The organism is Nocardia sp. NPDC050718 (genome assembly GCF_040654235.1).
Taxonomy (GTDB): Bacteria; Actinomycetota; Actinomycetes; order Mycobacteriales; family Mycobacteriaceae; genus Nocardia.
Map to the genome: position 1 here is coordinate 71,033 of NZ_JBFAHQ010000012.1, position 23,662 is coordinate 94,694.

Below are 23,662 nucleotides of genomic sequence, written 5' to 3' on the forward strand. Positions count from 1 at the left end.
CCGGCACCGCCGATCAGCTCATCGGCATGACCGGATGGACCGCGAGATCGCATACCGACAGCGCCTCGGACACCGGGACGGTGTCGGTGGTGTCGGGCGGGGTGACTCGCAACCCGGTGTACGCCGGGCAGGCGTTGCCCGAGGCGTCGGTGGTGGTCCCCTCCACGACGGCTTGCGCACCGTGGTCCTGGGTGAGGACCACGGTCGCCGGCTCGCTCCGATCGGGCGGCAGTCCGCCCAGGTAGCCGCGCAGGGTGCGGGTCGCGTTCGCGGTGGTGTCCCCGATCGCGTCGACGCCCGGATAGCCGGTCAGCGAACAGGGCCCGCTGGCCCCGACCAGCCAGAAGCGCAAGGTCAGCCCCTGGTGCCCGGCCGCCGCGGTGACCGGCCCGCCGCCGACGAGCACCTGACCGTCGGCGCACGCGGGCGCGGTATCGGGCAGCGCGACGCCGGGCGGACTGGTCGGACCGCCGGTGGCCGCCGGCGCCGAGGACACGGCCGGGCCCCGGGACGGGGCGGGCAGGGCGGCCGGGGGCACCAGCGTCGCGGGCCCCGCCGCGCTCGTCCGGACCGACGACGCCGGGCCGGGTGCGGGCAGGGTCGGACTCGGCCGATCGGCGGGCGCACTCGTACCGCCGGAATCGCTGTCGCAGCCGGGAAGGAGCAGGACCACCGCGCAGGCCACGATGGCCGGAATCAGCGCTGTCCGCATGAGCACCACTCCTCGCGTTCGGTGCGCCCGACGGGCACCTCACCCCGAAAATGTATCGCGACCTGCCGGTTCGAGGTTTCCGTCGGTATCGGAGCGTTACCGGAAATAAATCAGCCGACATCCGGCGCGCCGTATGCCACCATGAATTCCACGCCGGTCATTCGCGACAAGGCGACACCGACGAGATACCCCGAGAGGAGGAGACGGCCATGAAAACCCTTGCGCCACTGCGACAGTCCGAAAAGACCTATCGCCGCGCCGGTTCGGCCCACAGCGCGTCGAGCGCGGGCCCCGATGCCATGGCCCGTCTCCGGTTCGCGCACTGACGCGGTAATCCCACTCGACTCCGACCGTCGTTCGCACATCTCTCGAAACATGGTGATTCCCATGACGATCCGTCATGCCGTCGACCCGATGGCGCCCACGTCCGACACCTGGATACGCACCAGGGTGCTCGTCCTCAACGCCAGCTACGAAGCCCTCGACGAGATCACCGCCGACCGGGCCGTGACACTGCTGATCAGCGGTGCCGCGGAGACCGTCATCGAGCGGGCGCCGCGGTTCCCGATCCGGTCCCAGCACCTGGTCATCGGGCTGCCGGAGACGATCCGGCTGCTGCGCTACGTCTACCTGGGCCACGTCGCCCCGGTCGGTGAGGACAGCCGCGCCACGCTGGCCGGTGTCCTGCGCCGCGACCGGCACCGCTGCGGCTATTGCGACGACTGGGCGCAGACCGTCGACCACATCCGCCCGCGCAGCAGGGGCGGACCGAACACCTGGGGCAACCTGATCGCCTGCTGCGGCCCCTGCAATACGAGCAAGGCCGACCGCACCCCGGAGGAAGCGGGGATGCGGCTGCTGTGGGAGCCCAAGGCTCCCGACCCGCTGGCCCGCACCCAGCGCCGGATCTGGAAGGAGTACGCGCCGTGACCACCACCGACCTCGCCCTGACCGAACTGCTGACGCTGTCCGATTCCGGACAGTGGCACCGGGCGGCCTGCCGCGGCGACCCGAACCACGAGGCCTGGTTCCCGTACCCGTCGCAGGACTTCGACTACGCCCGCGGGATCTGCGCCGGTTGCCCGTTGCTCGCGGGGTGCACCGAGTACGCGGCGCAGACCGGCCAGTCGGGAGTCTGGGGCGGCCGTGAATACGACCGCGGGCGCGTGATCCGCGAGTGACCGGCCGGGGCCGGGTGTCCGTCGTGACACCCGGCCCTACGCCGTGACCTGCACCGATGCGCACCGGAGTACACCGTGCGGCGGCCGGGTCACGAGTCCTTAAACTTGCCACGTGGGTACTCATCGCAGCGGGACCAGATCTCGAACCATCAGCAAAGGTCCGGTTATCGCGGCATCGGTACTCGTTCTGGTGATCGTGGCCGTCTTCGCGTGGTTCCAGCTCAGCGACCGCGCCGCGAGCACCGACGTCGCGGCGGCCGCCGAATGTGTCGAGGGACCGGCGTCGCTGGACGTGACCGTCGATCCGGCGATCGCGGGCCCGGTGCGCGCCGCCGCCGAGCGCTACAACGCGACCAAGCCGCGCGTGCGCGACCACTGCGCCCGGGTGGAGGTGTCGGCCCGGCCGTCGGCCGCGCTGGTCGCGGGTCTGGCCGATCCGGGGAAGTGGGATCCGGCGCTGGGCCCGAAGCCGGGCCTGTGGATCGCCGATTCGACCCGGTCGATCGAACTGGTCCGGGTGCCCGGCCTGATCGAGGGCACGCCCGCCTCCATCGCCACCAGCCCGATCGTGCTCGCCGTGCCCGACGCGCTGCGCCAGGCCCTCGAACAGCATCAGGTCGCCTGGTCCGACCTGCCCCGCCTGCAGCAGGGCTCCCTCGACGAGGTCGGCCTGGCCGGCTGGGGCGGCCTGCGGATGGCACTGCCCACAGGCGACGCCACCACCGCGGCGGCCGCCTCGATCGGAGCCGCGATCTCGGGCACCGAGCCGCTCACCGAGCAGGCCGCCGGGTCCGGTCAGGTCGTGGCCGCGATCTCCGGGCTGGCCGCGGGCGCGCAGACGCCCGCCGACCTGATGACCGCGATGGCCGCGATCACCACCGACCCCACCGCCGACGAGGTGCACGCCGTCGCCGCGACCGCCCAGCAGCTGGGCACCGGCGGGCTGACCGCGTTCCGGCCGGTCGGGACCGCGCCGCTGGCGGACTATCCCGCCGCGCTGCTGTCGGGCCCCTGGGTCGACAAGACCCAGAACCTCATCGCCTCCCGCTTCATCGACTTCCTGCGGGCTCCCGAGCAGGCGGGCGCGCTGGCCACCGACGGGTTCGGCCCGGCCATCGGCTCTGCCCCGCCGAACCCGGACAAGGCGGCACTGCAGAAGGTCCAGTCCACCCTGGCCAACCCGGTGCTCGGCGTGAACGCGACGGTGCTGCTCGACGTGTCATCGTCGATGGGCACCGCGGAGGGATCGACCACCCGGCTCGCGAACGCGAGCGCGGCACTCGCCTCGACGCTGACCGTGATGCCGCCGGACTTCGGCCTCGGGCTGTGGACCTTCGGCAAGAACCTCGACGGCACCACGCCGTACAAGGTCCAGGTCCCCACCGGCCTGCTGACCGACACGCAGCGCAATGCCGTCGGGACGGCGGTCACCAGCACCAAGGCGACCCAGACCACCAGCGATCAGGCCTACCCGAGCCTGCTCGCCGCCTACCGGGCCGCGGTCGCGGCCTACTCCCCCGGCCGAACCAACTCGATCCTGATCATCACCGACGGTCCCGACGACGACTCGACGCTGACCGGGCCCGCGCTGGTCAGCGAGATCACCGCCGCGACCACCGCGGGCAAGCCCGTCCGGATCGACGTCGTCGTGGTCGGTGGCCAGGGCACCCAGACCCTGCAGACCCTCGCGCAGCAGACCGGCGGCACCTACACCCGGCTGCCGACGAGCAACGACCTCGGCTTCGGCACCGCCGTGGTGAAGGCACTGACCACACCCTGACGCCCCGAACGGCCGCGCGGACACCATCATTCGCTCGCGCGGCCGGAATCGGTGGTGTGAATCACCGCACCGCCGGGTACTCGCAACCCACTGCGTTCGGTCCGATCCGCGGCGGGGAGACGAGTGATGGCGACGAACCACGGTGCGCGAGTCGCGTTCCGGCACTGGCGCGAACGCGTCGACCGCGCCGTCATCCTGGCCGCGCGCAAGCCGAACCACTACATCCTCACCGCCAGTACGGCCACCGCAGGCGTGTTCAGTTCGCTCGAGATCGCCGACCCGGTGAAGCGGGGCATCGACGCGCTGCCGGTGGTGACCAACAGCGATTGGCTCGGCTTCGTCCTGTTCACCGTCGTGATCGCGGCCGGGCTGCGCGGGTTGTCCCTGGCGGTCGGCAGGCTCGCGGGCCGGGAGCCCATCGACGTGCTGGCCGGGATCATCGACGACAGCGGGCTGCTGCCCGACCTCACCTCGCACTATGGGAGACGGATGACCGGCGACACCGACGCGACCCCGCAGCTCGACTACCGGGTCCGCCATCTCGACGACCGCGACCTGGACACGCTGTGCCAGATCAACCGGGAAGCCTTCGCCCGGTCCGGCTTCGCCACCCCGCTCGATGTGATCAGGCAGCGCAATCTCAGTGTGCACCAGGTCAATCCGCTGGCGTACAGCCTGATCGAGGCCCAGGTCGACGGCACCTTCGTCCCGGTCGGATTCTCCTGCATCCTGCCGCTGAACCGGCTCGGCGAGGCCGCCTACTGCCGCACCGGCGGACTGACCGACGCGCAGCTGCGCGGTCTGCACCTGAGCAGGCCGGGCGAGTGGTCGGACGCGGTGGTGCTGTTCTCGGTCGGGCTGCTGCGCGGGTTCCGGGGCAGGCTCGGCGCCAGCCCGCTGACCATCTCGCAGATCTACATCGACCATCTGGCCGAGGTCCTGCTCGACATCCACGCCGCCGATCCCACCCGGCCGACCACCCGGGTCTACGCGCAGACCGAGCACGCCGGAACCGGCGTCGCGCGCCTGCTCGCGGCCTTCGGTTTCGCAGACACCGGCGTGGTGACCGGCGACGGCTATCCGCTGCGGATGCTCGAGATGCCGCTGGGCGCGATCGATGCCGCGACGGCACCGACCGCGCCCGGGTTGCGCGCCCTGCTCGAGCGGTTGCGGTCCTCAGCCGGGTGAGACCTCCACCAGCGCACCGGATTCCATCGCGATCCAGAGGTGACCGCGGGCGTCGACGGTGAGTCCGTGCGGTTCCTTCCCCGGGAGCGGCAGGTGGTCGAGCTCGCCCTCGGTGGTGATCCGGCCGAGCGTGCCGCTCGCCCATTCGGTGAACCACAGCGCGCCGTCGGGGCCTGCGGTGATCGCGTGCGGGCGCGCGGCCGGGTCGGGCAGCGCGAATTCGGTGACGGTGCCGTCGGTCTCGATGCGCCCGATCGCGCCCGCTCCGATCTCGGTGAACCACACCGCGCCGTCGGGACCGGCGGTGATACCGACCGGTGCGGCGGCGGGTGTGGGCAGCGGGAACAGGGTGAGCGTGAGGTCGCGGTCGATCCGGCCGATCGCATTGCCCTGGTTCACCGTGAACCACAGTGCCCCATCGGTTCCCGGGGTGATCATCGACGGCATCCCGTCCACGTCGACGTGCTCGACCGTGCCGTCGGCACCGAGCCGCCCGACCCGGCCCGCCTGCAACGCGGTGAACCACAGCGCCCCGTCGGGGCCGGCGCACACGCCGTAGGGCCCGTCCATCGCGATGCTCGTGACGACGCCGTCGAGGGTGCGGCGGCCGAGCCGTCCGCCCCGGAACTCGGTGAACCACAGTGCCGCGTCCGGTCCGGTCACGATCACGGTCGGTTGCCCGTCGGCCGGGTCGAGCGGGAAGATCTCCACCTCGCCGCCCGCGCAACGGCCGAGGGCGCCCTGCGCGACCAGCGTGAACCAGACCGCGCCGTCCGGCCCGGCCGTCACCCCGTAGGGCGCTCCGGGCACGTCGATCACTTGTACGATGTCAGCCAAAGTCTTCGATTCCCTTCTGTATTCCCCGGAATCGCCTGCGCAGCGCCCGGTCGTGCGAGACGACCACGACCGCGCCCCGGTAGTCGTGCAACGCGCGTTCCACCTCGTCGACCAGGGTCAGCGACAGGTGGTTGGTCGGTTCGTCGAGCAGCAGCAGATCGTGGTCGCCCGCGAGCACCCGCGCCAGGGACAGTCGGCGTCGCTGGCCCTCCGACAACGTACCGACCGGACGATCCAGCAGTTCGGGCGCGAACAGCCCGGTCGCCAGCAGCGCGGCCCGGCCGAAGCCGTAGGCCTCGGTGACGCTGTGGTTCGGCTCGAATCGCTCCTCCTGCCGCAGGTAGCCGACCCGGCCGGGCGCCGTCGCGTGCAGCGCGTCGAGCAGGGTCGATTTGCCCGCGCCGTTGGGTCCGTGGATGAGCAGCCGTCCCCGGGCGCCCAGCGTCACCGGACCGACCGCGAACTCCGTGTCCGATCCGGCCGCCGCGAATCGCCCACGGAAGCGCAGGGGTTCGGGCGGGCAGGGCACCGGATCTTCCCGCAGGCGGCGCAGGCGTTCGGCGGTCCGGCGCACCCGGGAGGCGACCGAGCTCTGCACCCGGCCCGCGTTGCGGTCGTAGGCCATCTTGTTGTTGTCGGTCATCGCCCGCCCGTGCGCGACCCGCACCGCGGTCGTCGTCGCGAACTCCTCCAGCCGGCCGATCTCGGCGCGCCACTGGGCGTACTCCTGCTCCCAGCGCATCCGCGCGGCCGCCTTCTCGGTCAGGAACCCGCTGTAACCGCCACCGAACCGGGTCAGGCCGCGGTCGGCCACCTCGAGGATCGCGGTCACGACGCGGTCGAGGAAGATCCGGTCGTGGGAGACCAGGACGACCGTGCCGCGATGGCCGCGCAGCCGCTCCTCGAGCCAGGTCAGCGCGCTCTCGTCGAGGTGATTGGTCGGCTCGTCGAGCAGCAGTACCTCCGGCGACGCGGCGAGCAGACAGGCCAGGCCGAGCCGGGCCCGCTCGCCGCCGGAGAGACTGTCCAGCCGTCGCGACCGGTCGATCCCGCCCAGCCCGAGTCCGTGCAGCGACGCCGACACCCTGGCGTCGGCCGCGTAGCCGTCGCGGGCCTCGAACCGGGTGAGCAGGGCGCCGTAGCGTTCCATGTCCTGCGCCTCGGCGGCGGCCTGCATCGCGCGCTCGAGCCCGCGCAGTTCCGCCAGCGCCTGCTCGACGGCCGCCTCGACGGTGTCGCCGGACAGGGTCTGGGCGAGGTGGCCGAGCCCGCCCTCGGCGGTCACGGTGATCGATCCGGCATCGGCGTGCTCGGCGCCTGCCAGCAGCCGCAGCAGGGTCGACTTCCCCGAGCCGTTCTCCCCGACGATGCCGATCCGCTCGCCGGGCCGGATCGTCGCCGTCACCGCGTCGAGTACCGGCCGGTCCGCGTAGGACTTCGACACGCCCCGCAAGGTCAGTTGAGTGGTCAAACAGCGCTCCAATCGCAACTTGTGTAGCTTTAACCATACGGACACTCGACCACTAACGCAACAGGAGTAGATTTTGGAACCGCAACGGCGCCCCGGTGGGCGCAGCGCCCGAGTGCGGGAGGCCGTCCTCGACGCGACGACGGCCGAGCTCGCCGAGCACGGCTACCAGGGCCTGACCGTCGACGCCGTCGCGCAACGGGCCGGGGTCCACAAGACCACCGTCTACCGGCGCTGGCGGAGCCCCGAGGGCCTGGTCGCCGACGCGCTCGACCTGGCCGCGGGCCGATCGTGGGCCATCCCGGACACCGGCACCCTCACCGGCGATCTGCGCGCCCTCACCGAGCTCGTGCGCACCGGGTTCACCGACCCCGAATCAGGTCCGGTGGCAACGGCTTTCGTCACCGCGGGTCTGCAACATCCCGCGGCGGCCGAGGCCCTGCGGACCTTCTACGCGGCACGACACGCCGAAGCCGCGGTGATCGTCGACCGGGCGATCGCGCGCGGCGAACTCGGCCAGGAGGTAGCCGGAACCGAGGTCGTCCGGTTCGCGGTGGCGCCGTTGTTCCACCGGCTGTTCGTCACCCACGAGCCCGTGACGACCGCGCACGCGCACCAGGCCGCCGATGCGGCGATCACGCTCGCCCGCGCGGGATTGCTGACCGGCGAGCAGGCACCGTGATCCCGTAGCGGGCGGCCGACGGCGAAAAAGGGCCCCGCCGAACTGATTTCGGCGGGGCCCTCTGTCGAGTTCGTCAGTCCTCGTACGCGTCCAGCGGCGGGCAGGAGCAGACCAGGTTGCGGTCGCCGAACGCACCGTCGATGCGACGCACCGGGGGCCACACCTTGGGGCGGGTGTGCCCGATGCCGCGCGGGTAGACCGCGACCTCACGGCTGTACGGGTGGTCCCACTCGCCGACCAGGCTCGCCGCGGTGTGCGGTGCGCCGCGCAGCGGGTTGTCGGTCACCGGCCACACCCCGGCGCCGACCTGGTCGATCTCGCCGCGGATCGCGATCATGGCCGCGATGAACTCGTCGAGTTCCTCGAGGTTCTCGCTCTCGGTGGGCTCCACCATGAGGGTGCCCGCCACCGGGAAGCTCATGGTGGGCGCGTGGAAGCCGTAGTCGGCCAGGCGCTTGGCCACGTCGTCGACGGTGACGCCGGTCTGCTTGGTGATCTCGCGCAGGTCGAGGATGCACTCGTGCGCGACCATGCCGTTCTCGCCGGTGTAGAGCACCGGGAAGTAGGCGTCGAGGCGGCGGGCGATGTAGTTGGCCGAGGCGATCGCGGTCAGCGTCGCCGCGCGCAGGCCGTCGGCGCCCATCATCCGGATGTAGGCCCAGGTGATCGGCAGGATCGAGGCCGACCCGTAGTTCGCCGCCGACACCGCGTGCGAGCCCGTCTCGCGCGGGTCGCCGGGCAGGTACCGGGTCAGATGCGAGCGCACCGCGACCGGGCCGACGCCGGGACCGCCGCCACCGTGCGGGATGCAGAAGGTCTTGTGCAGGTTCAGGTGGCTGACATCGCCACCGAAGCGGCCCGGACGCGCCAGGCCGACCAGGGCGTTGAGGTTCGCGCCGTCGACGTAGACCTGACCGCCCGCGTCGTGCACGAGCGCGCACAGCTCGGCCACCTCGTGCTCGTACACGCCGTGCGTGGACGGGTAGGTGATCATGATGCAGGCCAGCCGGTCGGCGTGGTCGGCGATCTTGGCGCGCAGGTCGTCGAGGTCGACGTCACCGTTCTCGCGGCACTTCACGACCTCGACCCGCATGCCGACCATGGCCGCCGAGGCCGCGTTGGTGCCGTGCGCGCTGGACGGGATCAGGCAGGTGTCGCGGTGGTCGTCGCCGCGATCGAGGTGGTAGCGGCGGATCGCGAGCAGGCCCGCGTACTCGCCCTGGCTGCCGGCGTTGGGCTGCAGGCTCACCGCGTCGTAGCCGGTGATCTCCGAGAGCCACTGCTCGAGGTCGCCGATCAGCTTCAGGATGCCGGGCACGTCCTCGGTGGGCGCGAACGGGTGCAGGCGGGCGAAGCCGGGCCAGGTGATGGCTTCCATCTCGGCGGTCGCGTTGAGCTTCATAGTGCAGGAACCGAGCGGAATCATGCTGCGGTCCAGCGCGATGTCCTTGTCCGACAGCGAACGCAGGTAGCGCAGCATGGCGGTCTCGGTGTGGTGGCGGGTGAACGCCGGATGCGTCAGGTAGTCCGAGGTGCGGGACTCGATCGCGGCGGGCTCGGCACCCGCGCTCGCGTCGGGAGCCTGTGCGGTGCCGAAGGATTCGACGACGGCGGCCACGTGCGCGTCGGTGGTGGCTTCGTCGCAGGCGATCGCCACGTGGTCGGCGTCGACCAGGCGCAGGTTGATGCCCTGCGACTTCGCCTTGGCGACAACGGCTTCCGCGCCACCGGGGACGTGCGCCAGGACGGTGTCGAAGAAGGCGTCGTGCACCAGCGCCGCACCGATGCCCGAGGCCACGGCCGCCGCGTGCGCGTGCACCCGGCGGGCGATGGCGCGCAGCCCGTTCGCACCGTGGTAGCTGGCGTACATGGCGGCCACGATGGCCAGCAGGACCTGCGCGGTACAGATGTTGGAGGTGGCCTTCTCGCGGCGGATGTGCTGCTCGCGCGTCTGCAGGGCCAGCCGGTAGGCGGGCGCGCCGTCGGCGTCGACCGACACGCCGACCAGCCGGCCCGGCAGCTGCCGGGCGAAGGCGGTGCGCACCGCGAGGTAGCCGGCGTGCGGGCCGCCGAAGCCCATCGGCACACCGAAGCGCTGGGTGGTGCCGAAGCACACGTCGGCGCCCTGCTCACCGGGCGGGGTGATCAGCGTCAGCGCCAGCAGGTCGGCGCCCGCGGCGACCAGCGCACCGCGCTCGTGGGCGGCGGCGCACAGCGCGGTCCAGTCGACGATCCGGCCGGACGCGCCGGGGGTCTGCACGATGACGCCGAAGAACTCGCCCTCGGGCAGCACACCGGTGGACAGGTCGGCCTCGACGAGCTCGATGCCCAGCGGCTCGGCCCTGGTGCCGATGATGGTCTTGGTCTGCGGGAACAGATCGGCGTCGAGCAGCAGCCGGTTCGACTTGGACTTGCCCGCGCGGCGCAGCAGCGTCATCGCCTCGGCGGCGGCGGTGGCCTCGTCGAGCATGGAGGCTCCTGCGACGTCCATGCCGGTCAGATCCGACACCATGGTCTGGAAGTTGAGCAGCGCCTCGAGCCTGCCCTGGCTGATCTCGGGCTGGTACGGGGTGTAGGCGGTGTACCAGGCCGGGTTCTCCAGCAGGTTGCGCACCAGCACCGGCGGGGTCAGCGTGTCGTAGTAGCCCAGGCCGATCATCGAGGTGGCGACGGTATTGGAGTGCGCCAGCGCGGCCAGTTCGGCGAGGACCTCGTGCTCGGTGGCGGGCGCGGGCAGCGCGCCGAGGCCGGACTCGTCGAGGATGGTCGCGGGCAGCGCCGTGGTCGCGAGCGCGTCGAGGGACTCGACGCCGACGGTCGCGAGGATCCGGGCGAGTTCGTCGGAATCGGGTCCGATGTGGCGGTCGGCGAACGAACGGGTCACGGCAGCTCCAAGGTCGGGCGGGTCGACCAGGCGGTCGACGGGTACCAGCCCTCCCCCTCTGTCGTGGCGCCTGAGAGATTCGGTGACCCGACCGCGGACGGCCGTGCCCCTTTCCCCGTGGGCGGGCAGCCTGCAGCCACCGCTTTCCAGAGGCGTCGAATCACCGTGCGGTCCCTGTTGCCTGAGAGATTGACGGGGAGGTGCTGCTCCTTCGGCGCCCGGACTCTCACGACTCCGGGACTCTCCCGCACGGCGGCGACGCGTCATCAAGTCTAGATGCAGCAAACCCCCGGCCGCGCCACCTGGGGCACGCCGGGGGTGTAGTGCTCGTCACTACCCGGTCTTACGGTTCTCCCGCACCTTGCGGCGGAAGGACAGTTCGTCCTCGGGTCGATCGGTGATCTCGGTGGCCCGTTCGGCCGGGAAGTCGGCGATCGCCCCGGTCAGTTCCCGCATGGCGCCGCTGACCGCGATCCCGAAGACACCCTGCCCGCCCTGCAGTAAATCGACGACCTCCTCGGGCGAAGTGCACTCGTACACCGTGGTCCCGTCGGAGAACAGCGTGATCCCGGCCAGATCCTGCACGCCGCGGCTGCGCAGGTGATCGACGGCGATCCGGATGTTCTGTAAAGAGACGCCCGCGTCCAGCAGTCGCTTCACGATCTTGAGGACCAGGATGTCCTTGAACGAGTACAGCCGCTGACTGCCCGACCCGGCGGCGCCACGGATCGACGGGACGACCAGCCCGGTGCGGGCCCAGTAGTCGAGTTGCCGGTAGGTGATGCCCGCGACCTGACACGCGCTCGGCACCCGGTAGCCGACGAGATCATCCGGAACCGAGTCGTCCGGGAACAAGCCAGGCTGCACCACATCCTGCGATTGCTCTTCCACTGACCACTCCTTGCTCTGCCGACGTTCTCGAGTACCGGAGTCACGACGGATGTTGCCCGACTTTCGAGGTTACTCCTGCCATTGTCGGACCTGCACTGTTGTCGCACCAAGCACCGCGCGCGGCGATTCCCTCGACCTCTACTTCAGGTCTAGAAGATCGTGATGTGAATCAGCTGTCCGTGGCCTTGAAGTCGTCGGGCGAGACGGACTCGAGGAACTCCTTGAACTTCTCCACCTCGTCCTCGCGCTCGTCGGGCATCACCAGCCCGGCCTCGGCCAGGACCGGCTCCTCGGCGAAGATCGGGCAGCCGACGCGCAGCGCGATGGCCACCGAGTCCGAGGGCCGGGCCGAGACCCGCAGGTCGCCGTCGAAGACCAGATCGGCGTAGAAGGTGCCCTCCTGCAGATCGACGATCCGCACTTCCTTGAGGGTGTGCCCGAGTTCGGTGATCAGAATCTTGATCAAATCGTGAGTGAGCGGGCGGATCGGCGTGACCCCCTCCTGCTCGAGCACGATCGCGGTCGCCTCGGCCTGCCCGATCCAGATCGGCAGGTAGCGCTCGCCCGCCGCTTCCCGCAGCAGCAGCACGGGCTGGTTCTGTGGCTGCTCGACACGGATGCCGATGACGCGCATCTCGCTCATGAGTTCTTGCCTCCCATACTCGCCGCCGACCGGCAGGACCGCTGCCCAGCTCGCCGTAACCACGAGTCTAGGCGAATTCCGGGCGGTGCAACGCGGACGCCCGAGCCGAAATCGGCGTGTTGCCGGGGTGATACCCGATCCGGTGGCCGGGTGTGTCAGTTGCCGAGCGCGGCCCGCACGGCCGCCTTCACCAGCGCCGCGTGCAGGTTCAGCGACAGGGCCGCCAGTTCGCGGACGGTCTCCTCGGCGCGGGCGCGCGCGTCGGCGTCACGGCTCTTGGCGATCGGCGCGGCGATCTGGGCGACCAGGGCCGCTTCCCGATCGGCGGCCAGCTTGAACGCCCGCAGATGCCGGGCCTCCAGGCCGAATTCGGCCATCGATTTGGCCGCGTGCGCCAGCGTCACCGCGTCGGATTCGAAGAAGCCGCCCGCGCCGGGGACGATGAGTCCGGCGCGCAGCAGGTCGTCGAGGAAACGGTCGTCGATGCCCGCCTTGGCGAGCAGATCGGCCCGGGTGAGCCGGACCCCGACGTCGAAGCGCAATTCCTCCGGCGTGATCTCGCCGGGGACGACGCCGAGCCGACGGGGCGGGGCCGGACTGGCCTCGCCGTCGGTCTCCGCGCGCGCGGCGCCGGAGCGCGACTGCCCGGCCTCCGCGGCACTGTGGTGGGAGTGCGCCCTGGCACGCGCTTCACGCACGCCCAGGGTCGCCGCACCGCTGTCGATCGCTTCGAGCTGCTCCTTGATCACCTTCAGCGGCAGGTACTGATCGCGTTGCGCGGTCAGGACGAAGCGCAGCCGCTCGTAGTCGGCCACCGAGAACCGCCGGTACCCCGACGGCGTTCGTTCCGGCCGGATCAGGCCCTCGGATTCGAGGAACCGGATCTTCGAGATGGTGATGTCAGGAAAATCTGGTCGCAGCAGGTCGAGCACGGAGCCGATCGACATTCCTCCGCGCGCCCACTGCGCCGCCCCCGTCACAGCACTGCGCCCAGCACGGACACCAGCACCGTAGGGGTCATCGCGACCCCGCGCCCGACGCCGACTCGTTCGCCTGCGCGCGCGGACCGGTCAGGAAGACCAGCCGGAACTTGCCGATCTGGACCTCGTCGCCGTTCTGCAGCTCCGAGGAGTCCACCGGCTCCCGGTTGACGTAGGTGCCGTTGAGGCTGCCCACATCGACGACCTGAAACGAGTCGTCGTCCTGACGGAACTCCGCGTGCCGGCGGCTGACGGTGACGTCGTCGAGAAAAATGTCACTGTCGGGATGGCGACCGGCCGAGGTGGTCGGCTGATCCAGCAGGAAGCGCGAGCCCGCGTTCGGGCCGCGCTTGACCACCAGGAGAGCCGCGCCGACCGGCAGGCCCTCGACGCCCTGCACCGGCTGTTCGCCGGTCGGCTCTCCGGAGCGCGACGCGTCGACCTCGTTGAGGAAGTCCGCGCGGAAGACCGACGTCGTCTCGGCCGCGGTCTCCCCGTAACCCGGGTCCCTGTTCTCGCTCACCGTTTCTCTCCTCCTCGAACCTGATTATCCATGCAAGCAGGTGCTGTATTCGGCGACACGACCGGCGCGATCACATCGCCAGGAAAAAGATCCCGGCGTCGATTCCCCGACGTATCCGCTTGGCTTTGACCGTACCCTGCCGGGGCGTACCCGTGCAGGGAGAACTGTGAAGGCTTGCTCAGCCCCCGATAACTCCTTGATAACCCGCCGCATCCAGCAGTTCACCCAGTGCGGAATCGAGCGTTGCCGCGTCGTCGAAGGCGAGCTCGAACAGCCAGCCCTCGTCGTACGGATCGGTGTTCAGCGTCTCCGGTGCCGAGACCAGATCCTCGTTCACCGCAACGACTTTGCCGCCCAGCGGGGCGTAGATGTCGGACACGCTCTTGGTCGACTCGACCTCGGCGATGCTCTCGCCCGCGGTCACGTCCTTGTCGACGTCGGGCAGCTGTACGAACACGACGTCACCCAGCTGTGACTGGGCGTAGTCGGTGATACCGACACGAACCGCCGTGGGGCCGGTCCGCCGCACCCATTCGTGCTCTTCGGTGTAGCGCAGATCCTCGGGGGTCCGGGTCACTGGACGTCCTTTCGTCGTCAACGTTGCACGCAAGAGTATCGACTAGCTCCCGCGGTGCGGCACAGGCGGTATCGATCGCGCGACCGCGACCGCCAGCCCCGCGTAGAGCACCCCGGTCCAGACGTAGAGCGCGGTACCCCAGATCAGCAGTGCCCAGCCGAAGGCCCACCCGAAACCCGCCCCTGCCCAGTCCATCTCCCCGGTGAGCAGCCACGGCAGGGCCGACATCAGCGCGAAGGTGGCCGCCTTGCCCAGGTAGATCACCTCGGGCGCGGGCAGGTCACGGCGCTTGTATACCGACAGGGTCACGGTGAGTACCAGATCGCGACCGATCAGGATCACGGCGATCCACCACGGGATCAGCCCGCGTGCGACGAACGCCACGAGCGTCGTCACGAGGTATAACCGGTCGACCAGTGGATCGAGCAGCGCGCCGAGCCGCGAGGACTGGTCGAGCAGGCGGGCGAGTTTGCCGTCGAGGAAATCGGTGACACCGCTGGCGATCAGCAGGGTGAACGCCCAGCCGTCGGCATGGCGGACCAGCATCAACCACAGGAATATCGGGATACCGATCAGCCGGAGCAGGCTCAGCACATTGGGCACGGTCAGGATGCGGTCGCTGAACACGCCACCGGTTTCGGTGTCGTTGATGCCCGGCGGTCCCGATTCGGTTGCCACGCCCCTGCATACCGCACGAACCCCCGCTCGCGCCATCCGGCCACGCCGAAAACCTTCGGGCGTGTCCGGTTGCCACGCGGTCGCGATGCCCACCGTCCCCCGACCCGCTAGCCTGGGCGGTTGTGTCCGACAGTGGTCCAGATCTGCGCTCCTACGTTTCCGCCGAGGACGCCCGCGCGCGCGGCCGCGCCGCCCGGCAGCGCGTGCCGTTCGACGCGGCCGACCGGGTAGTCGAGAGCCCCGACCGGCCGACGGTGCTCGAGTTCGTCGAGGCGAGCAACGAGGGCCGGATCGAGCGGCTGATCCCGCTGCGGATCGGCCGGATGACCGCGTCGCCGTTCACCTTCTTCCGCGGCGCCGCCGGGTTGATGGCGGCCGACCTGGCCGCCGGCCCCGACAGCGGGCTGCCCGCCCAGATCTGCGGCGACGCGCACGCCGCCAATTTCGGCCTCTACGGCACCCAGCGCGGCGAGATCGTGATGGATATCAACGACTTCGACGAGACCGTGCTCGGGCCCTGGGAATGGGACCTGCGGCGGCTGGCCGCCAGCCTGGTGCTGGCCGGGCGCGAGAGCGGCGCCGCCGAGGACGACTGCGTGCGCGCCGCGCGCGACGCCGCCCGCTTCTACCGGCAGACCGCGGGCGAGCTCGCCGAGATGCCGTTCATGCAGTCCTGGACCGCGCTGCCCGACGAGTCGATCCTGGGCTCGGCCAAAGCCGACGACCTGATCGACGACTTCAAGAAGGCCGCCAAGAAGGCACGCAAGAACACCAGCGCCAAGGTCGTGGCGAAGTGGACCGAGCACCTCGACGATCACGAGACCGGCATCCGCAAGCACCGCTTCGTCAGCGACCCGCCGATCCTGACCCCGGTCGACGCGCCGGTCGCCGACGCCGTGATCGACGGCCTCGAGCGCTACGCGAGCACCATCCGCGAGTCCCGTCGCGCCCTGCTCGCCCGCTTCGCGGTCTCGGATGTGGCCTTCCGGATCGTCGGCACCGGCAGCGTCGGCCTGCACAGCTATGTGGCGCTGCTGCACGGCAACGACGGCGAGTCGCTGGTGCTACAGGTCAAGCAGGCCAGGCCGTCCGCGCTGGCCCCGTTCCTGCCGCCGGTCGCGCCGCGCCACGAGGGCGAGCGCATCGTGGCGGGCGCGCGCAGCGTGCAGTCCGAGACCGACATCCTGCTCGGCTGGACCACCGTCGACCTGGACGAGCCGCTGCCGTTCGTGGTGCGCCAGTTCCGCAATCTCAAGGGCAGCATCGACCCGGCCGGGCTCTCGGCCGACGACCTCGACGACTACGGCAGGCTCGCGGGCGCGCTGCTGGCGCGGGCGCACTCGCGTTCGCTGGACCCGCGCACCCTGGCCGGCTACCTCGAAGCCGACGACGACGCGTTCGAGGAGGCCGTGGCCGCCTACGCGGTACGTTATGCCGATCGGACCGAGGCCGACCACGCCGAACTGGTCGCCGCCGTCGCGGCGGGCAAGATCGCCGCCGAACCGAGCTGAACACCACCCGGCGTCCTGCCGGGCATCCACCGGTTGTCGAGCTACGATGTACGCCAACGGTTCTCGGCCCGCGGCGCCAACGACCCAGAAGGGCGGACTCCATGCTCGTGCGCGTGCAGAATGCGGCAGGCACCGATGCCGAGCTCGCACTCATCGATTGGCTGCGCACGTGGAAGGACCCGTCGAGCCCGCACGGCGTCGCCACGATCAACTGCGGCCTGTTCCACAACGACCGGCTGCACCAGCTCGACGCGGTGGTGTGGACACCGACCAGCTGCGTGATCATCGAGGCCGAGACCTTCGCGGTGCCGCAGGACGGGGTGCTGGAGATCCCGCTCAACGGTCCGTGGATGGTCTCCGGCGAGCTCGCCCAGTTCACCGGCGGCGAGAAGTCGACACCGCTGGAGCGCTCGCGGGAACACACCTTCGCCCTGCAGGACTATCTCGCCGCACGCGGGCTCGGGCAGCGGGCCGTGCACGGGCTCGGCGTCATCGTGCCGCAGCCGGGCGCGCAGATCGACGTGCACCAAGGCTGGAACGATCCGAGTTTCGACGTGATCGTCACCGACGATCCGCACCGGCTCGAGCAGTACTTCGAGATGCTGGCCGCCAAGGAACACAACCTCTGGACGGCCAACGACATCGCCATCGCCTTCCGCGGCCTGGGCATCCTGCCGTTCCTGCCCGCGCCGCAGGACCTGCTCAACGAGGGTTTCCTCGGCCCGATCGATGTGACGCTGTGGCACGGTGGCCCCACCCAGGCCCAGGCCGAGCAGTACGCCGAGGAACAGGCCCAGCTCGAGCGCGAACTGGCCTCGCGCGGCCTGGTGGCCCCCTGGTACAGCCCGTGGAAGCTCTACCCGCGGGTCGACGGCGACCTGGACTTCGGTCGCGCGTTCCTGCGGATCACCCTGGCGATCGGCATGATCGTGGCGATCGCGTGGGTGCTGTGGTTCGTGGTGACCGCGGTGCTCACCTACGGCCCCGCCTGAGACGTCACCCGCGGCGGCTATCGTCGCGTCGGTGATCGACCACGTTCCCCCGCGCAGCACCGTCGTCCGCGCGACGGCCATCGGGGCAGGCGCGGCGCTCACCGCCGCGCTGCCGCTGACCTTCCCCGCCGACGGCGGACCGTCCGGACTGGACGCGGCCGTCGCCGACCCGATCACCGCGGCGGTCTCCCCCGGCCTGGCACAGGTGCTGGTCGCGCCGAGCAATGCGCCGGTCGTGCTGGTGCTGCTGCTGGCGGCGGTGGGCTGGTTCGCGGTGCGGCGCCGATGGTGGGCGGCGGTCACCATGCTCGTGGTCCCCGAGCTCGCGCTGGTGATCAACACCGTGGTGCTGAAACCGCTGTGGGACAGGCGGATGCACGACTACCTCGCCTACCCGAGCGGCCACACGGTCCATATGGTTGCTGTCGCAACGACTTTCGCGTGCCTGGTGACCACTCTCACAGCGCGGGTCGTGATCGCAACGCTCACCGTGCTCGCGCTCGCCGCGATCGTGCCCGGCATGGTCGTGCTCGGCTACCACCGCCCCACCGATGTGCTCGGTGGGGCGGCAGCGGCGGCGTCGCTGACGATGGCACTGTGCCTGCTCGCCGAGCGACTGCGCGCCGGGACGCGTTAGCTCCGGTCGAAAACGCTCGCGTCGTGCAGCATTTCGGCGCGCAGCATGGTCTCCGGCACGCCCATCGCCTCGACCAGGGTCAGCGCGTCCGGACGCAACCGGTCGACGAGTTCGTTCACGCCGCGGCGCACCGCCTTGGCCCGCTCCACCGACATGAACCGGTGCATGATGTACCAGGACAGGTTTTCCTCCAGCGTGGCGTACACGTAGAGGTCGCAGACGGTTTCGGCGAGCGCCTTGGCGTCGGGGTCGTCGATGGCGGCGATCCCGTCGACGAACTCCTCGAGCACCAGCCGGTCGATGTGCGCGGCGCCCGCGGCGAGGATGTGGTCCTGGGCGTTGTTGAACGCTTCGAACGGGCCGGTGTCGGCGGCCCTGGCCCGCAGCCGGTGCGCGGCGGTCCGCAGCAGGTAGTCCTCGCGGTCGGCGAACAGCTGCAGCTGCACCGAGCGCTTGGACAGGTCGCCCTCGTCGACGGATTCGTCGGAGCGATCGCGCAGGGTCTGGATCAGCTGACGGACCCCGGAGCGCTTGCGCACCACGTCACCGGCCATGGTGGCGGCGAACTTCACCCAGCCCAGCGCGTCGAGATCGCGGACCTCGTCGGAGTAGGCGGTGAGCAGTTCCTTGGCGACGAGCTGGGTGAGGACGACGTTGTCGCCTTCGAAGGTGGTGAACACGTCGGTGTCGGCCTTGAGCGTGACGAGGCGGTTCTCGGTGAGATATCCCGCACCGCCGCAGGCTTCGCGACATTCCTGGATGGCCCTGGTGGCGTGCCGGGTCTGGGCGACCTTGAAACCGGCGGCGCGCTTCTCCAGCGCGCGCTGGGCGCCCGGTTCGGTGTCGCGGCCGCTCTGGATGAGGTCCATCCGGCGGACCAGGTCGTTCTGGGCGAAGGCCAGCGCGAAGGACTTGGCGACCAGCGGCAGCAGCCTGCGCTGGTGGCTGCGGTAGTCCAGCAGCAGCGTTTCCGCGCCGGTGTCGGGGTCGGCGAACTGGCGCCGGGCCAGCGCGTAGCGCACCGCGATGCTCAGCGCCACCCGCGCGCCCGCCGCGGCCGCGCCGCCGACGCTCACCCGGCCGCGCACCAGCGTGCCCAGCGTGGTGAAGAAGCGGCGGCTCGGGTTCTCGATCTCCGAGGAGTAGGTGCCGTCGGGCTCGACGTCGGCATAGCGGTTGAGCAGGTTCTCCCTGGGCACCCGGACCTGGTCGAACACGATCCGGCCGTTGTCCACGCCGGGCAGCCCGCCCTTGAGGCCGTCGTCGTAGGTGGTCACGCCGGGCAGGTCGGCGCCGAGTTCGTCGCGGATGGGGACCAGCAGGCAGTGCACGCCCTGGTTCTCACCGCCGGTGATCAGCTGGGCGAACACGGCGGCCATGCGGGCGTGTGCCGCCGCACCGCCGATGTAGTCCTTGCGCGCCGACGGGGTCGGGGTGTTGATCACGAATTCCTGGGTGGCCGGGTCGTAGGTGGCCGTGGTCTCCAGGTTGGCGACGTCGCTGCCGTGGCCGGACTCGGTCATCGCGAAGCAGCCGAGCAGGTCGAGGGAGATCAGCCGCTTGATGTAGTCGCGGTGCCGTTCGGTGCCGAGATTCTCCACGGCGCCACCGAACAGGCCCCACTGCACACCGGATTTCACCCACAGCGACAGGTCGGCGTAGGCCAGCATCTCCAGGCCCGTCACCGCGCCGCCGGGGTCGCCGGTCCCGCCGTTCTCGGAGCGGAAGCCGCGCTCGGGATACCCCATGGTCGCGATGACCCGCATCTGGTCGAGGACGCGCGCCCTGGCGGCGTGGATGTCGAGTTCGGGATCGCCGGTGAAGCGGTCGTCGGCGAGTTGGACTCGTGCCTGGTCCCGGACCGCGCGCCACGGTCCGTCCAGCGCTGCGCGGAGATGTTCTGCCGTCGTCGAGTTGCCGGTAGCCATACTTCGACCATAATCCGTGCACGCGGCCCGGCGGCGGATTCGCGTTCTCCCTCACATCGTGCCGACGCCGCGTGCTCAGGCGGCGAACATGTCCCGCATGGACCTCTCGGTGGGCCGCCAGGTCAGTCCGAGCTCGGTCAGCGCGGCCGAATCGTCGGTCGGGGTGTCGGAGGTGAGCAGCCACGCCGCCTCGTAGCCGAACGCGGCGTCGACCTCGACGAACCGCGACGCGACATCCGCGGCGCGGCCCAGCGCCCGGAACATGCCGGGGCGCACCGGAATCCGGCGGATCCGGCGGCCGGAGGCGGTGGCGAGCAGGTCGATGGCGGTGTCGAACGGGACCTGGTGGCCGCCACACAGGTACCGGCGCGGCCCCTGGCCGGGAACCATCACCGCCGCGTGCAGCTCGGCCACGTCGCGGACGTCGATCATCGCCATCCCGCCGTCGAGCCGGGGCGCGAATCCGCTGCGCAGCATGGTGTTCCAGCCGCGCTCGGTGATGCCGCGGGTGCCGGCCAGACCCGGTCCGATCACGCTGGAGGGATAGGTGATCACCACCGGCGCGCCGCTGCGCTGCAGTGCCCGGGCGACCCGGTCCGCGGCGGATTTGGTGCGGCCGTAGGCGCTGCGGCCCGTCGCGGTGGGGCTGTCCGGGGTCATCACCGGGTCCGGGCACGGGAACAGCGCGCTGTAGCTGGCCACGTGCACGATGGGGTCGAGGCCGGCCAGGGCCGCGCGGCACAGGAGTTCGGCGGTGGCGTCGACATTGACCTGCCACATCAGCGGTTCGCGGCGGTCGTCGGTGGCGACCACACCGGCCGCGTGCAGCACGGCCGCGCAGCCGTCGAGCAGCGCGGTGATCGTGTCGCTGTCGCGCAGGTCGCCGCGCACGACGGTGATGCGGTCGCGGTCGTGCGCGAACTCCGGCCACCACCGGTCCAGCGATTCGCCGGGGTGGACCAGCAGCCGGATCTCGTGACCATCGGCGAGCAGGGCGGCGACCGTGGGCGCACCGAGATAGCCGGTGCCCCCGGTGACGGCGATTCTCACGACAGGTTTCCTTCGGCGATCGGCAGCACACAGCGGGTGCCGGTGAAGATGGTCGGCATGCACTCGTTGCAGTGGGTGCAGGCGGCGGTGGTCGTGGTCTCGGCCGCGATCCGGCGCGGCAGGTCGGGTTCGCACAGCAGCGCCCGGCCCATCGCGACGAACTCGAAGCCCTCGGTGCGGGCGAGCCGCATGCCGTCGTAGTCGGTGATGCCGCCGAGCAACACGAGCGGCATGCGCAGTGCCGCGCGGAACAGCTGGGCGCGCTCGAGCAGATAGGCGCTGCGGTAGGGGTATTCGCGCAGGAACATCGGTCCGGCCACGCGCAGGCCCCAGCTCAGCGGCGGCCCGAAGGTGCGGGCGAAGGACCGCCGTGGTGCGTCGCCGTGGAAGTACAGCATGGGGTTGAGCAGCGAGCTGCCCGCGGTCAGTTCGAGCGCGTCGAGGGTCCCGTCGGCCTCGAGCATCTGCGCGACCTGCACGGATTCGGCCGGGCGCAGACCACCGGCGACACCGTCGTCCATATTGAGCTTGGCCAGCACGGCCAGCCGACCGCCGACGGCACGTGCCACCCCTTCGGCGATCTCCCTGGCCAGCCGCGCCCGGTTGGCCAGGCTGCCGCCGTAGCCGTCGCGGCGCCGGTTGAGCAGCGGGCTCAGGAAGGCGCTCACCAGGTAGTTGTGGCCGAAATGGATTTCCACCGCGTCGAACCCGGCCTCCTCGGCCAGCAGGGCGCTGCGCACATGCGCGGCGACCAGCTCCGCGATGCCGTCGGCGTCGGGGCGCCGGGTCATGCTCATCCCGAGCGGGGAGAACAGCCTGCTCGGCGACAGCGCGGGCACGCGATTGGACGCGGCGTTGGCCACCGGCCCGGCGTGCCCGATCTGCGCCGAGGCCGCGGCGCCCTCGGCGTGGATGGCGTCGGTGAGCCTGCGCAGTCCGGGCACCGCGTCGGGGCGCATCCAGATCTGGTGCCGGTCGGTGCGGCCCTCGGGCGCGACCGCGCAATAGGCGACGGTCGACAAGCCGACACCGCCCGCGGCGATGCGGCGATGGAATTCGATCAGCTCGTCGGTGACCAGGGCGTCCGGGGTGCGGCCCTCGAAGGTGGCGGCCTTGATCACGCGGTTGCGCAGGGTGATCGGGCCGAGGGTGGCCGGGGCGAAGATATCGGTCATCGCGCACCCGGTCCCGCGAGTCCGGCCAGCACGAAATCGCGCAGCGTGGCGACGCTGCCCGCCGACGGCGCGTGGCCCGCGCCGAAGCGCATGATCAGCACCTCGAAGGCGAGCAGCCACCGCCGCTGCGCCTCGGCGGGGTCCAGGTCGGGCAGGAAGCGCACCCAGGAGTCGAGCTGGAACCAGTCCCCGGTCCAGCCCACTTCGCGGCGGCCGAGCACCAGTTCGGCGAGCAGCCGCAGGTACAGGCGGCCGCGCGGATCCGCGGCCAGCTCCGCCAGCGGGCCGATCACCGCGTCCACCACCTCGGCGAGCTCGGCCTCCCGCTGGGCCGCCGCACCGAGCTGCTCGGCCCACAGCGGCGCGAGCCGATCCTCGAGCAGCGCCGCCACCAGTGCGTCCTTGCTGCCGAAGTGATAGTGGACGGCGGCCGGATTGGTCTCGGCGGCGACGCACACCGCCCGCACCGAGACCTCCGCCGACGGCTGTGTCAGCAGGAGTTCCTCCGCCGCCGCGAGCAGCCGCTCCCGCGTCTCCACCGACCGCGCGTCGCGGGGCTTCGTACCGATTGATCCCATACCGTCAGCCAACCAGATTTCCATCGTTGTTTCAATCACTATTTCAAACATTGATTGATAACTGGTTCGCCGGAAACTCTTGCTCGCGGATTGAACGAGTGTTTAGTATATTGAACATGTGTTCAGCCAACAGCCCGTACCGCAAGGATCCACCGCCGATCTGACGACCATGGCCCGCATTCGCGATACCGCGATCGACCTGTTCGGTGAACAGGGTTTCGGTGTCGGTGTCCGGGCGATCGCCGCGGCGGCCGGAGTCTCCCCCGGCCTGGTGAACCATCACTTCGGTTCCAAGGACGGCCTGCGCGCCGCCTGCGACGACCGCGTACTCGAGCTCATCCGGGACGAGAAGCTCCGCGTCATCCGCTCGCAGGGTGCCGCCGGAATGCTCACCGCCCTGGCCGAGATCGAGATGTACGCCCCGCTGCTCGCCTACATGCTGCGCAGCTTCCAAGCCGGCGGCGCCCTGGCCGAGTCCCTGCTCGAGCACATGGTCGACGACGCGCAGGACTACATGCAGGCCGCCGTCGAGGCGGGCCAGCTCAAACCCAGCCGCGACCCCGCGGCCCGGGCCAGATACATCGTGCTCTGCCACGTCGGAGCCACCAACCTCTATCTGCAGATGCGAATGCAGCGCGAGGGAAAGCTCGACTACCGCAAGGCGATCCGGGACCTCTCGGATCTGACCACCTTCCCGGCACTCGAGCTCTACACCCAAGGCATGCTGACCGATTCGACTCTGCTCGACAGCCTCATCGAGGAGTAGA

General features: G+C 70.6%; 23 protein-coding genes and 1 riboswitch. Of the genes, 9 read left to right on the top strand and 14 right to left on the bottom strand.

All coding sequences use genetic code 11. The features are described from left to right. Positions 1-13: 13 nt before the first annotated feature. The gene (locus AB0H54_RS32405; RefSeq protein ID WP_357350696.1) at positions 14-712 is read right to left on the bottom strand and encodes a DUF4232 domain-containing protein; all 699 of its coding nucleotides are present in this window, start codon (positions 710-712) and stop codon (positions 14-16) included. A gap of 387 nt (positions 713-1,099) precedes the next feature. Between AB0H54_RS32405 and AB0H54_RS32410 the strand changes: the two genes are divergently transcribed. The 4 genes from AB0H54_RS32410 (at position 1,100) to AB0H54_RS32425 (ending at position 4,861) form a co-directional block, all read left to right on the top strand. Further along, a complete protein-coding gene (locus AB0H54_RS32410; protein ID WP_355278453.1) occupies positions 1,100-1,642 on the top strand; it encodes an HNH endonuclease in 543 nt (180 codons plus the stop codon). After that, positions 1,639-1,893 (top strand): WhiB family transcriptional regulator, encoded by a 255-nt coding sequence (locus tag AB0H54_RS32415; RefSeq protein ID WP_357350698.1) that lies wholly within the window; start codon positions 1,639-1,641, stop codon positions 1,891-1,893. Before AB0H54_RS32410 ends, AB0H54_RS32415 begins: the two co-directional genes overlap by 4 nt. A gap of 190 nt (positions 1,894-2,083) precedes the next feature. Then, a complete protein-coding gene (locus AB0H54_RS32420) occupies positions 2,084-3,673 on the top strand; it encodes a VWA domain-containing protein (protein ID WP_357350700.1) in 1,590 nt (529 codons plus the stop codon). A 126-nt stretch (positions 3,674-3,799) separates the two neighbouring features. Next, positions 3,800-4,861 (top strand): hypothetical protein, encoded by a 1,062-nt coding sequence (locus tag AB0H54_RS32425; protein ID WP_357350702.1) that lies wholly within the window; start codon positions 3,800-3,802, stop codon positions 4,859-4,861. Here the strand turns inward: AB0H54_RS32425 and AB0H54_RS32430 are convergent. Both AB0H54_RS32430 and AB0H54_RS32435 read right to left on the bottom strand, forming a co-directional pair. Next, positions 4,850-5,698, bottom strand: a complete 849-nt coding sequence (locus AB0H54_RS32430; RefSeq protein WP_357350704.1) for a virginiamycin B lyase — start codon at positions 5,696-5,698, stop codon at positions 4,850-4,852. The two genes, AB0H54_RS32425 and AB0H54_RS32430, sit on opposite strands and share 12 nt — an antisense overlap. Continuing rightward, positions 5,691-7,169 (bottom strand): ABC-F family ATP-binding cassette domain-containing protein, encoded by a 1,479-nt coding sequence (locus tag AB0H54_RS32435; protein ID WP_357350706.1) that lies wholly within the window; start codon positions 7,167-7,169, stop codon positions 5,691-5,693. The genes AB0H54_RS32430 and AB0H54_RS32435 overlap by 8 nt, the downstream gene beginning before the upstream one ends. A 73-nt stretch (positions 7,170-7,242) precedes the next feature. On the opposite strand from AB0H54_RS32435, the gene AB0H54_RS32440 reads away from it, so the two are divergent. Beyond that, positions 7,243-7,848, top strand: coding sequence for a TetR/AcrR family transcriptional regulator (locus tag AB0H54_RS32440; protein WP_357350708.1), 606 nt, complete (start codon positions 7,243-7,245; stop codon positions 7,846-7,848). 73 nt (positions 7,849-7,921) lie between these two features. Here AB0H54_RS32440 and gcvP read toward each other — a convergent pair whose 3' ends face one another. From gcvP to AB0H54_RS32475, 7 genes are all read right to left on the bottom strand, one after another. Continuing rightward, positions 7,922-10,732, bottom strand: a complete 2,811-nt coding sequence (gene gcvP / locus AB0H54_RS32445; protein WP_357350710.1) for an aminomethyl-transferring glycine dehydrogenase — start codon at positions 10,730-10,732, stop codon at positions 7,922-7,924. 158 nt (positions 10,733-10,890) lie between these two features. Then, positions 10,891-10,990, bottom strand: a riboswitch (glycine riboswitch). A 75-nt stretch (positions 10,991-11,065) separates the two neighbouring features. Beyond that, entirely contained in the window at positions 11,066-11,623 is a 558-nt protein-coding gene (locus tag AB0H54_RS32450; protein WP_355278472.1) for a MerR family transcriptional regulator, read from the bottom strand. A gap of 169 nt (positions 11,624-11,792) precedes the next feature. Further along, positions 11,793-12,266 carry a bifunctional nuclease family protein gene (locus AB0H54_RS32455; RefSeq protein WP_019046780.1) on the bottom strand — a complete coding sequence of 158 codons (474 nt, stop codon included), beginning with the start codon at positions 12,264-12,266 and terminating at the stop codon, positions 11,793-11,795. Between the two features lie 155 nt (positions 12,267-12,421). Continuing rightward, on the bottom strand, positions 12,422-13,213 hold the full coding sequence (locus AB0H54_RS32460; RefSeq protein ID WP_357350712.1) for a MerR family transcriptional regulator: 792 nt from the start codon (positions 13,211-13,213) through the stop codon (positions 12,422-12,424). A gap of 70 nt (positions 13,214-13,283) precedes the next feature. Next, the gene (locus AB0H54_RS32465; RefSeq protein ID WP_110041099.1) at positions 13,284-13,769 is read right to left on the bottom strand and encodes an FHA domain-containing protein; all 486 of its coding nucleotides are present in this window, start codon (positions 13,767-13,769) and stop codon (positions 13,284-13,286) included. A gap of 178 nt (positions 13,770-13,947) precedes the next feature. Further along, the gene (gene gcvH, locus AB0H54_RS32470) at positions 13,948-14,346 is read right to left on the bottom strand and encodes a glycine cleavage system protein GcvH (protein WP_355278478.1); all 399 of its coding nucleotides are present in this window, start codon (positions 14,344-14,346) and stop codon (positions 13,948-13,950) included. Positions 14,347-14,388: 42 nt separating this feature from the next. After that, entirely contained in the window at positions 14,389-15,024 is a 636-nt protein-coding gene (locus AB0H54_RS32475) for a CDP-alcohol phosphatidyltransferase family protein (RefSeq protein ID WP_355278481.1), read from the bottom strand. A gap of 122 nt (positions 15,025-15,146) precedes the next feature. Here AB0H54_RS32475 and AB0H54_RS32480 point away from each other — a divergent pair, with 122 nt between their 5' ends. From AB0H54_RS32480 to AB0H54_RS32490, 3 genes are all read left to right on the top strand, one after another. Next, entirely contained in the window at positions 15,147-16,535 is a 1,389-nt protein-coding gene (locus AB0H54_RS32480) for a DUF2252 domain-containing protein (protein ID WP_357350715.1), read from the top strand. A 113-nt stretch (positions 16,536-16,648) separates the two neighbouring features. Continuing rightward, positions 16,649-17,527 (top strand): nuclease-related domain-containing protein, encoded by an 879-nt coding sequence (locus tag AB0H54_RS32485; RefSeq protein WP_355278486.1) that lies wholly within the window; start codon positions 16,649-16,651, stop codon positions 17,525-17,527. 31 nt (positions 17,528-17,558) lie between these two features. Further along, a complete protein-coding gene (locus AB0H54_RS32490; RefSeq protein WP_357350717.1) occupies positions 17,559-18,164 on the top strand; it encodes a phosphatase PAP2 family protein in 606 nt (201 codons plus the stop codon). On the opposite strand, the gene AB0H54_RS32495 is transcribed toward AB0H54_RS32490, so the two are convergent. The 4 genes from AB0H54_RS32495 to AB0H54_RS32510 form a co-directional block, all read right to left on the bottom strand. Next, positions 18,161-20,092 (bottom strand): acyl-CoA dehydrogenase, encoded by a 1,932-nt coding sequence (locus tag AB0H54_RS32495; protein WP_355278491.1) that lies wholly within the window; start codon positions 20,090-20,092, stop codon positions 18,161-18,163. The two genes, AB0H54_RS32490 and AB0H54_RS32495, sit on opposite strands and share 4 nt — an antisense overlap. A gap of 75 nt (positions 20,093-20,167) precedes the next feature. Continuing rightward, on the bottom strand, positions 20,168-21,142 hold the full coding sequence (locus AB0H54_RS32500) for an NAD-dependent epimerase/dehydratase family protein (protein WP_357350719.1): 975 nt from the start codon (positions 21,140-21,142) through the stop codon (positions 20,168-20,170). Next, on the bottom strand, positions 21,139-22,317 hold the full coding sequence (locus tag AB0H54_RS32505) for an NADH:flavin oxidoreductase (protein ID WP_357350721.1): 1,179 nt from the start codon (positions 22,315-22,317) through the stop codon (positions 21,139-21,141). The genes AB0H54_RS32500 and AB0H54_RS32505 overlap by 4 nt, the downstream gene beginning before the upstream one ends. Beyond that, positions 22,314-22,895, bottom strand: coding sequence for a TetR family transcriptional regulator (locus AB0H54_RS32510; RefSeq protein ID WP_357350723.1), 582 nt, complete (start codon positions 22,893-22,895; stop codon positions 22,314-22,316). The genes AB0H54_RS32505 and AB0H54_RS32510 overlap by 4 nt, the downstream gene beginning before the upstream one ends. Positions 22,896-23,013: 118 nt before the next feature. On the opposite strand from AB0H54_RS32510, the gene AB0H54_RS32515 reads away from it, so the two are divergent. Further along, positions 23,014-23,661 carry a TetR family transcriptional regulator gene (locus tag AB0H54_RS32515; RefSeq protein ID WP_357350725.1) on the top strand — a complete coding sequence of 216 codons (648 nt, stop codon included), beginning with the start codon at positions 23,014-23,016 and terminating at the stop codon, positions 23,659-23,661. Position 23,662: the final 1 nt, after the last annotated feature.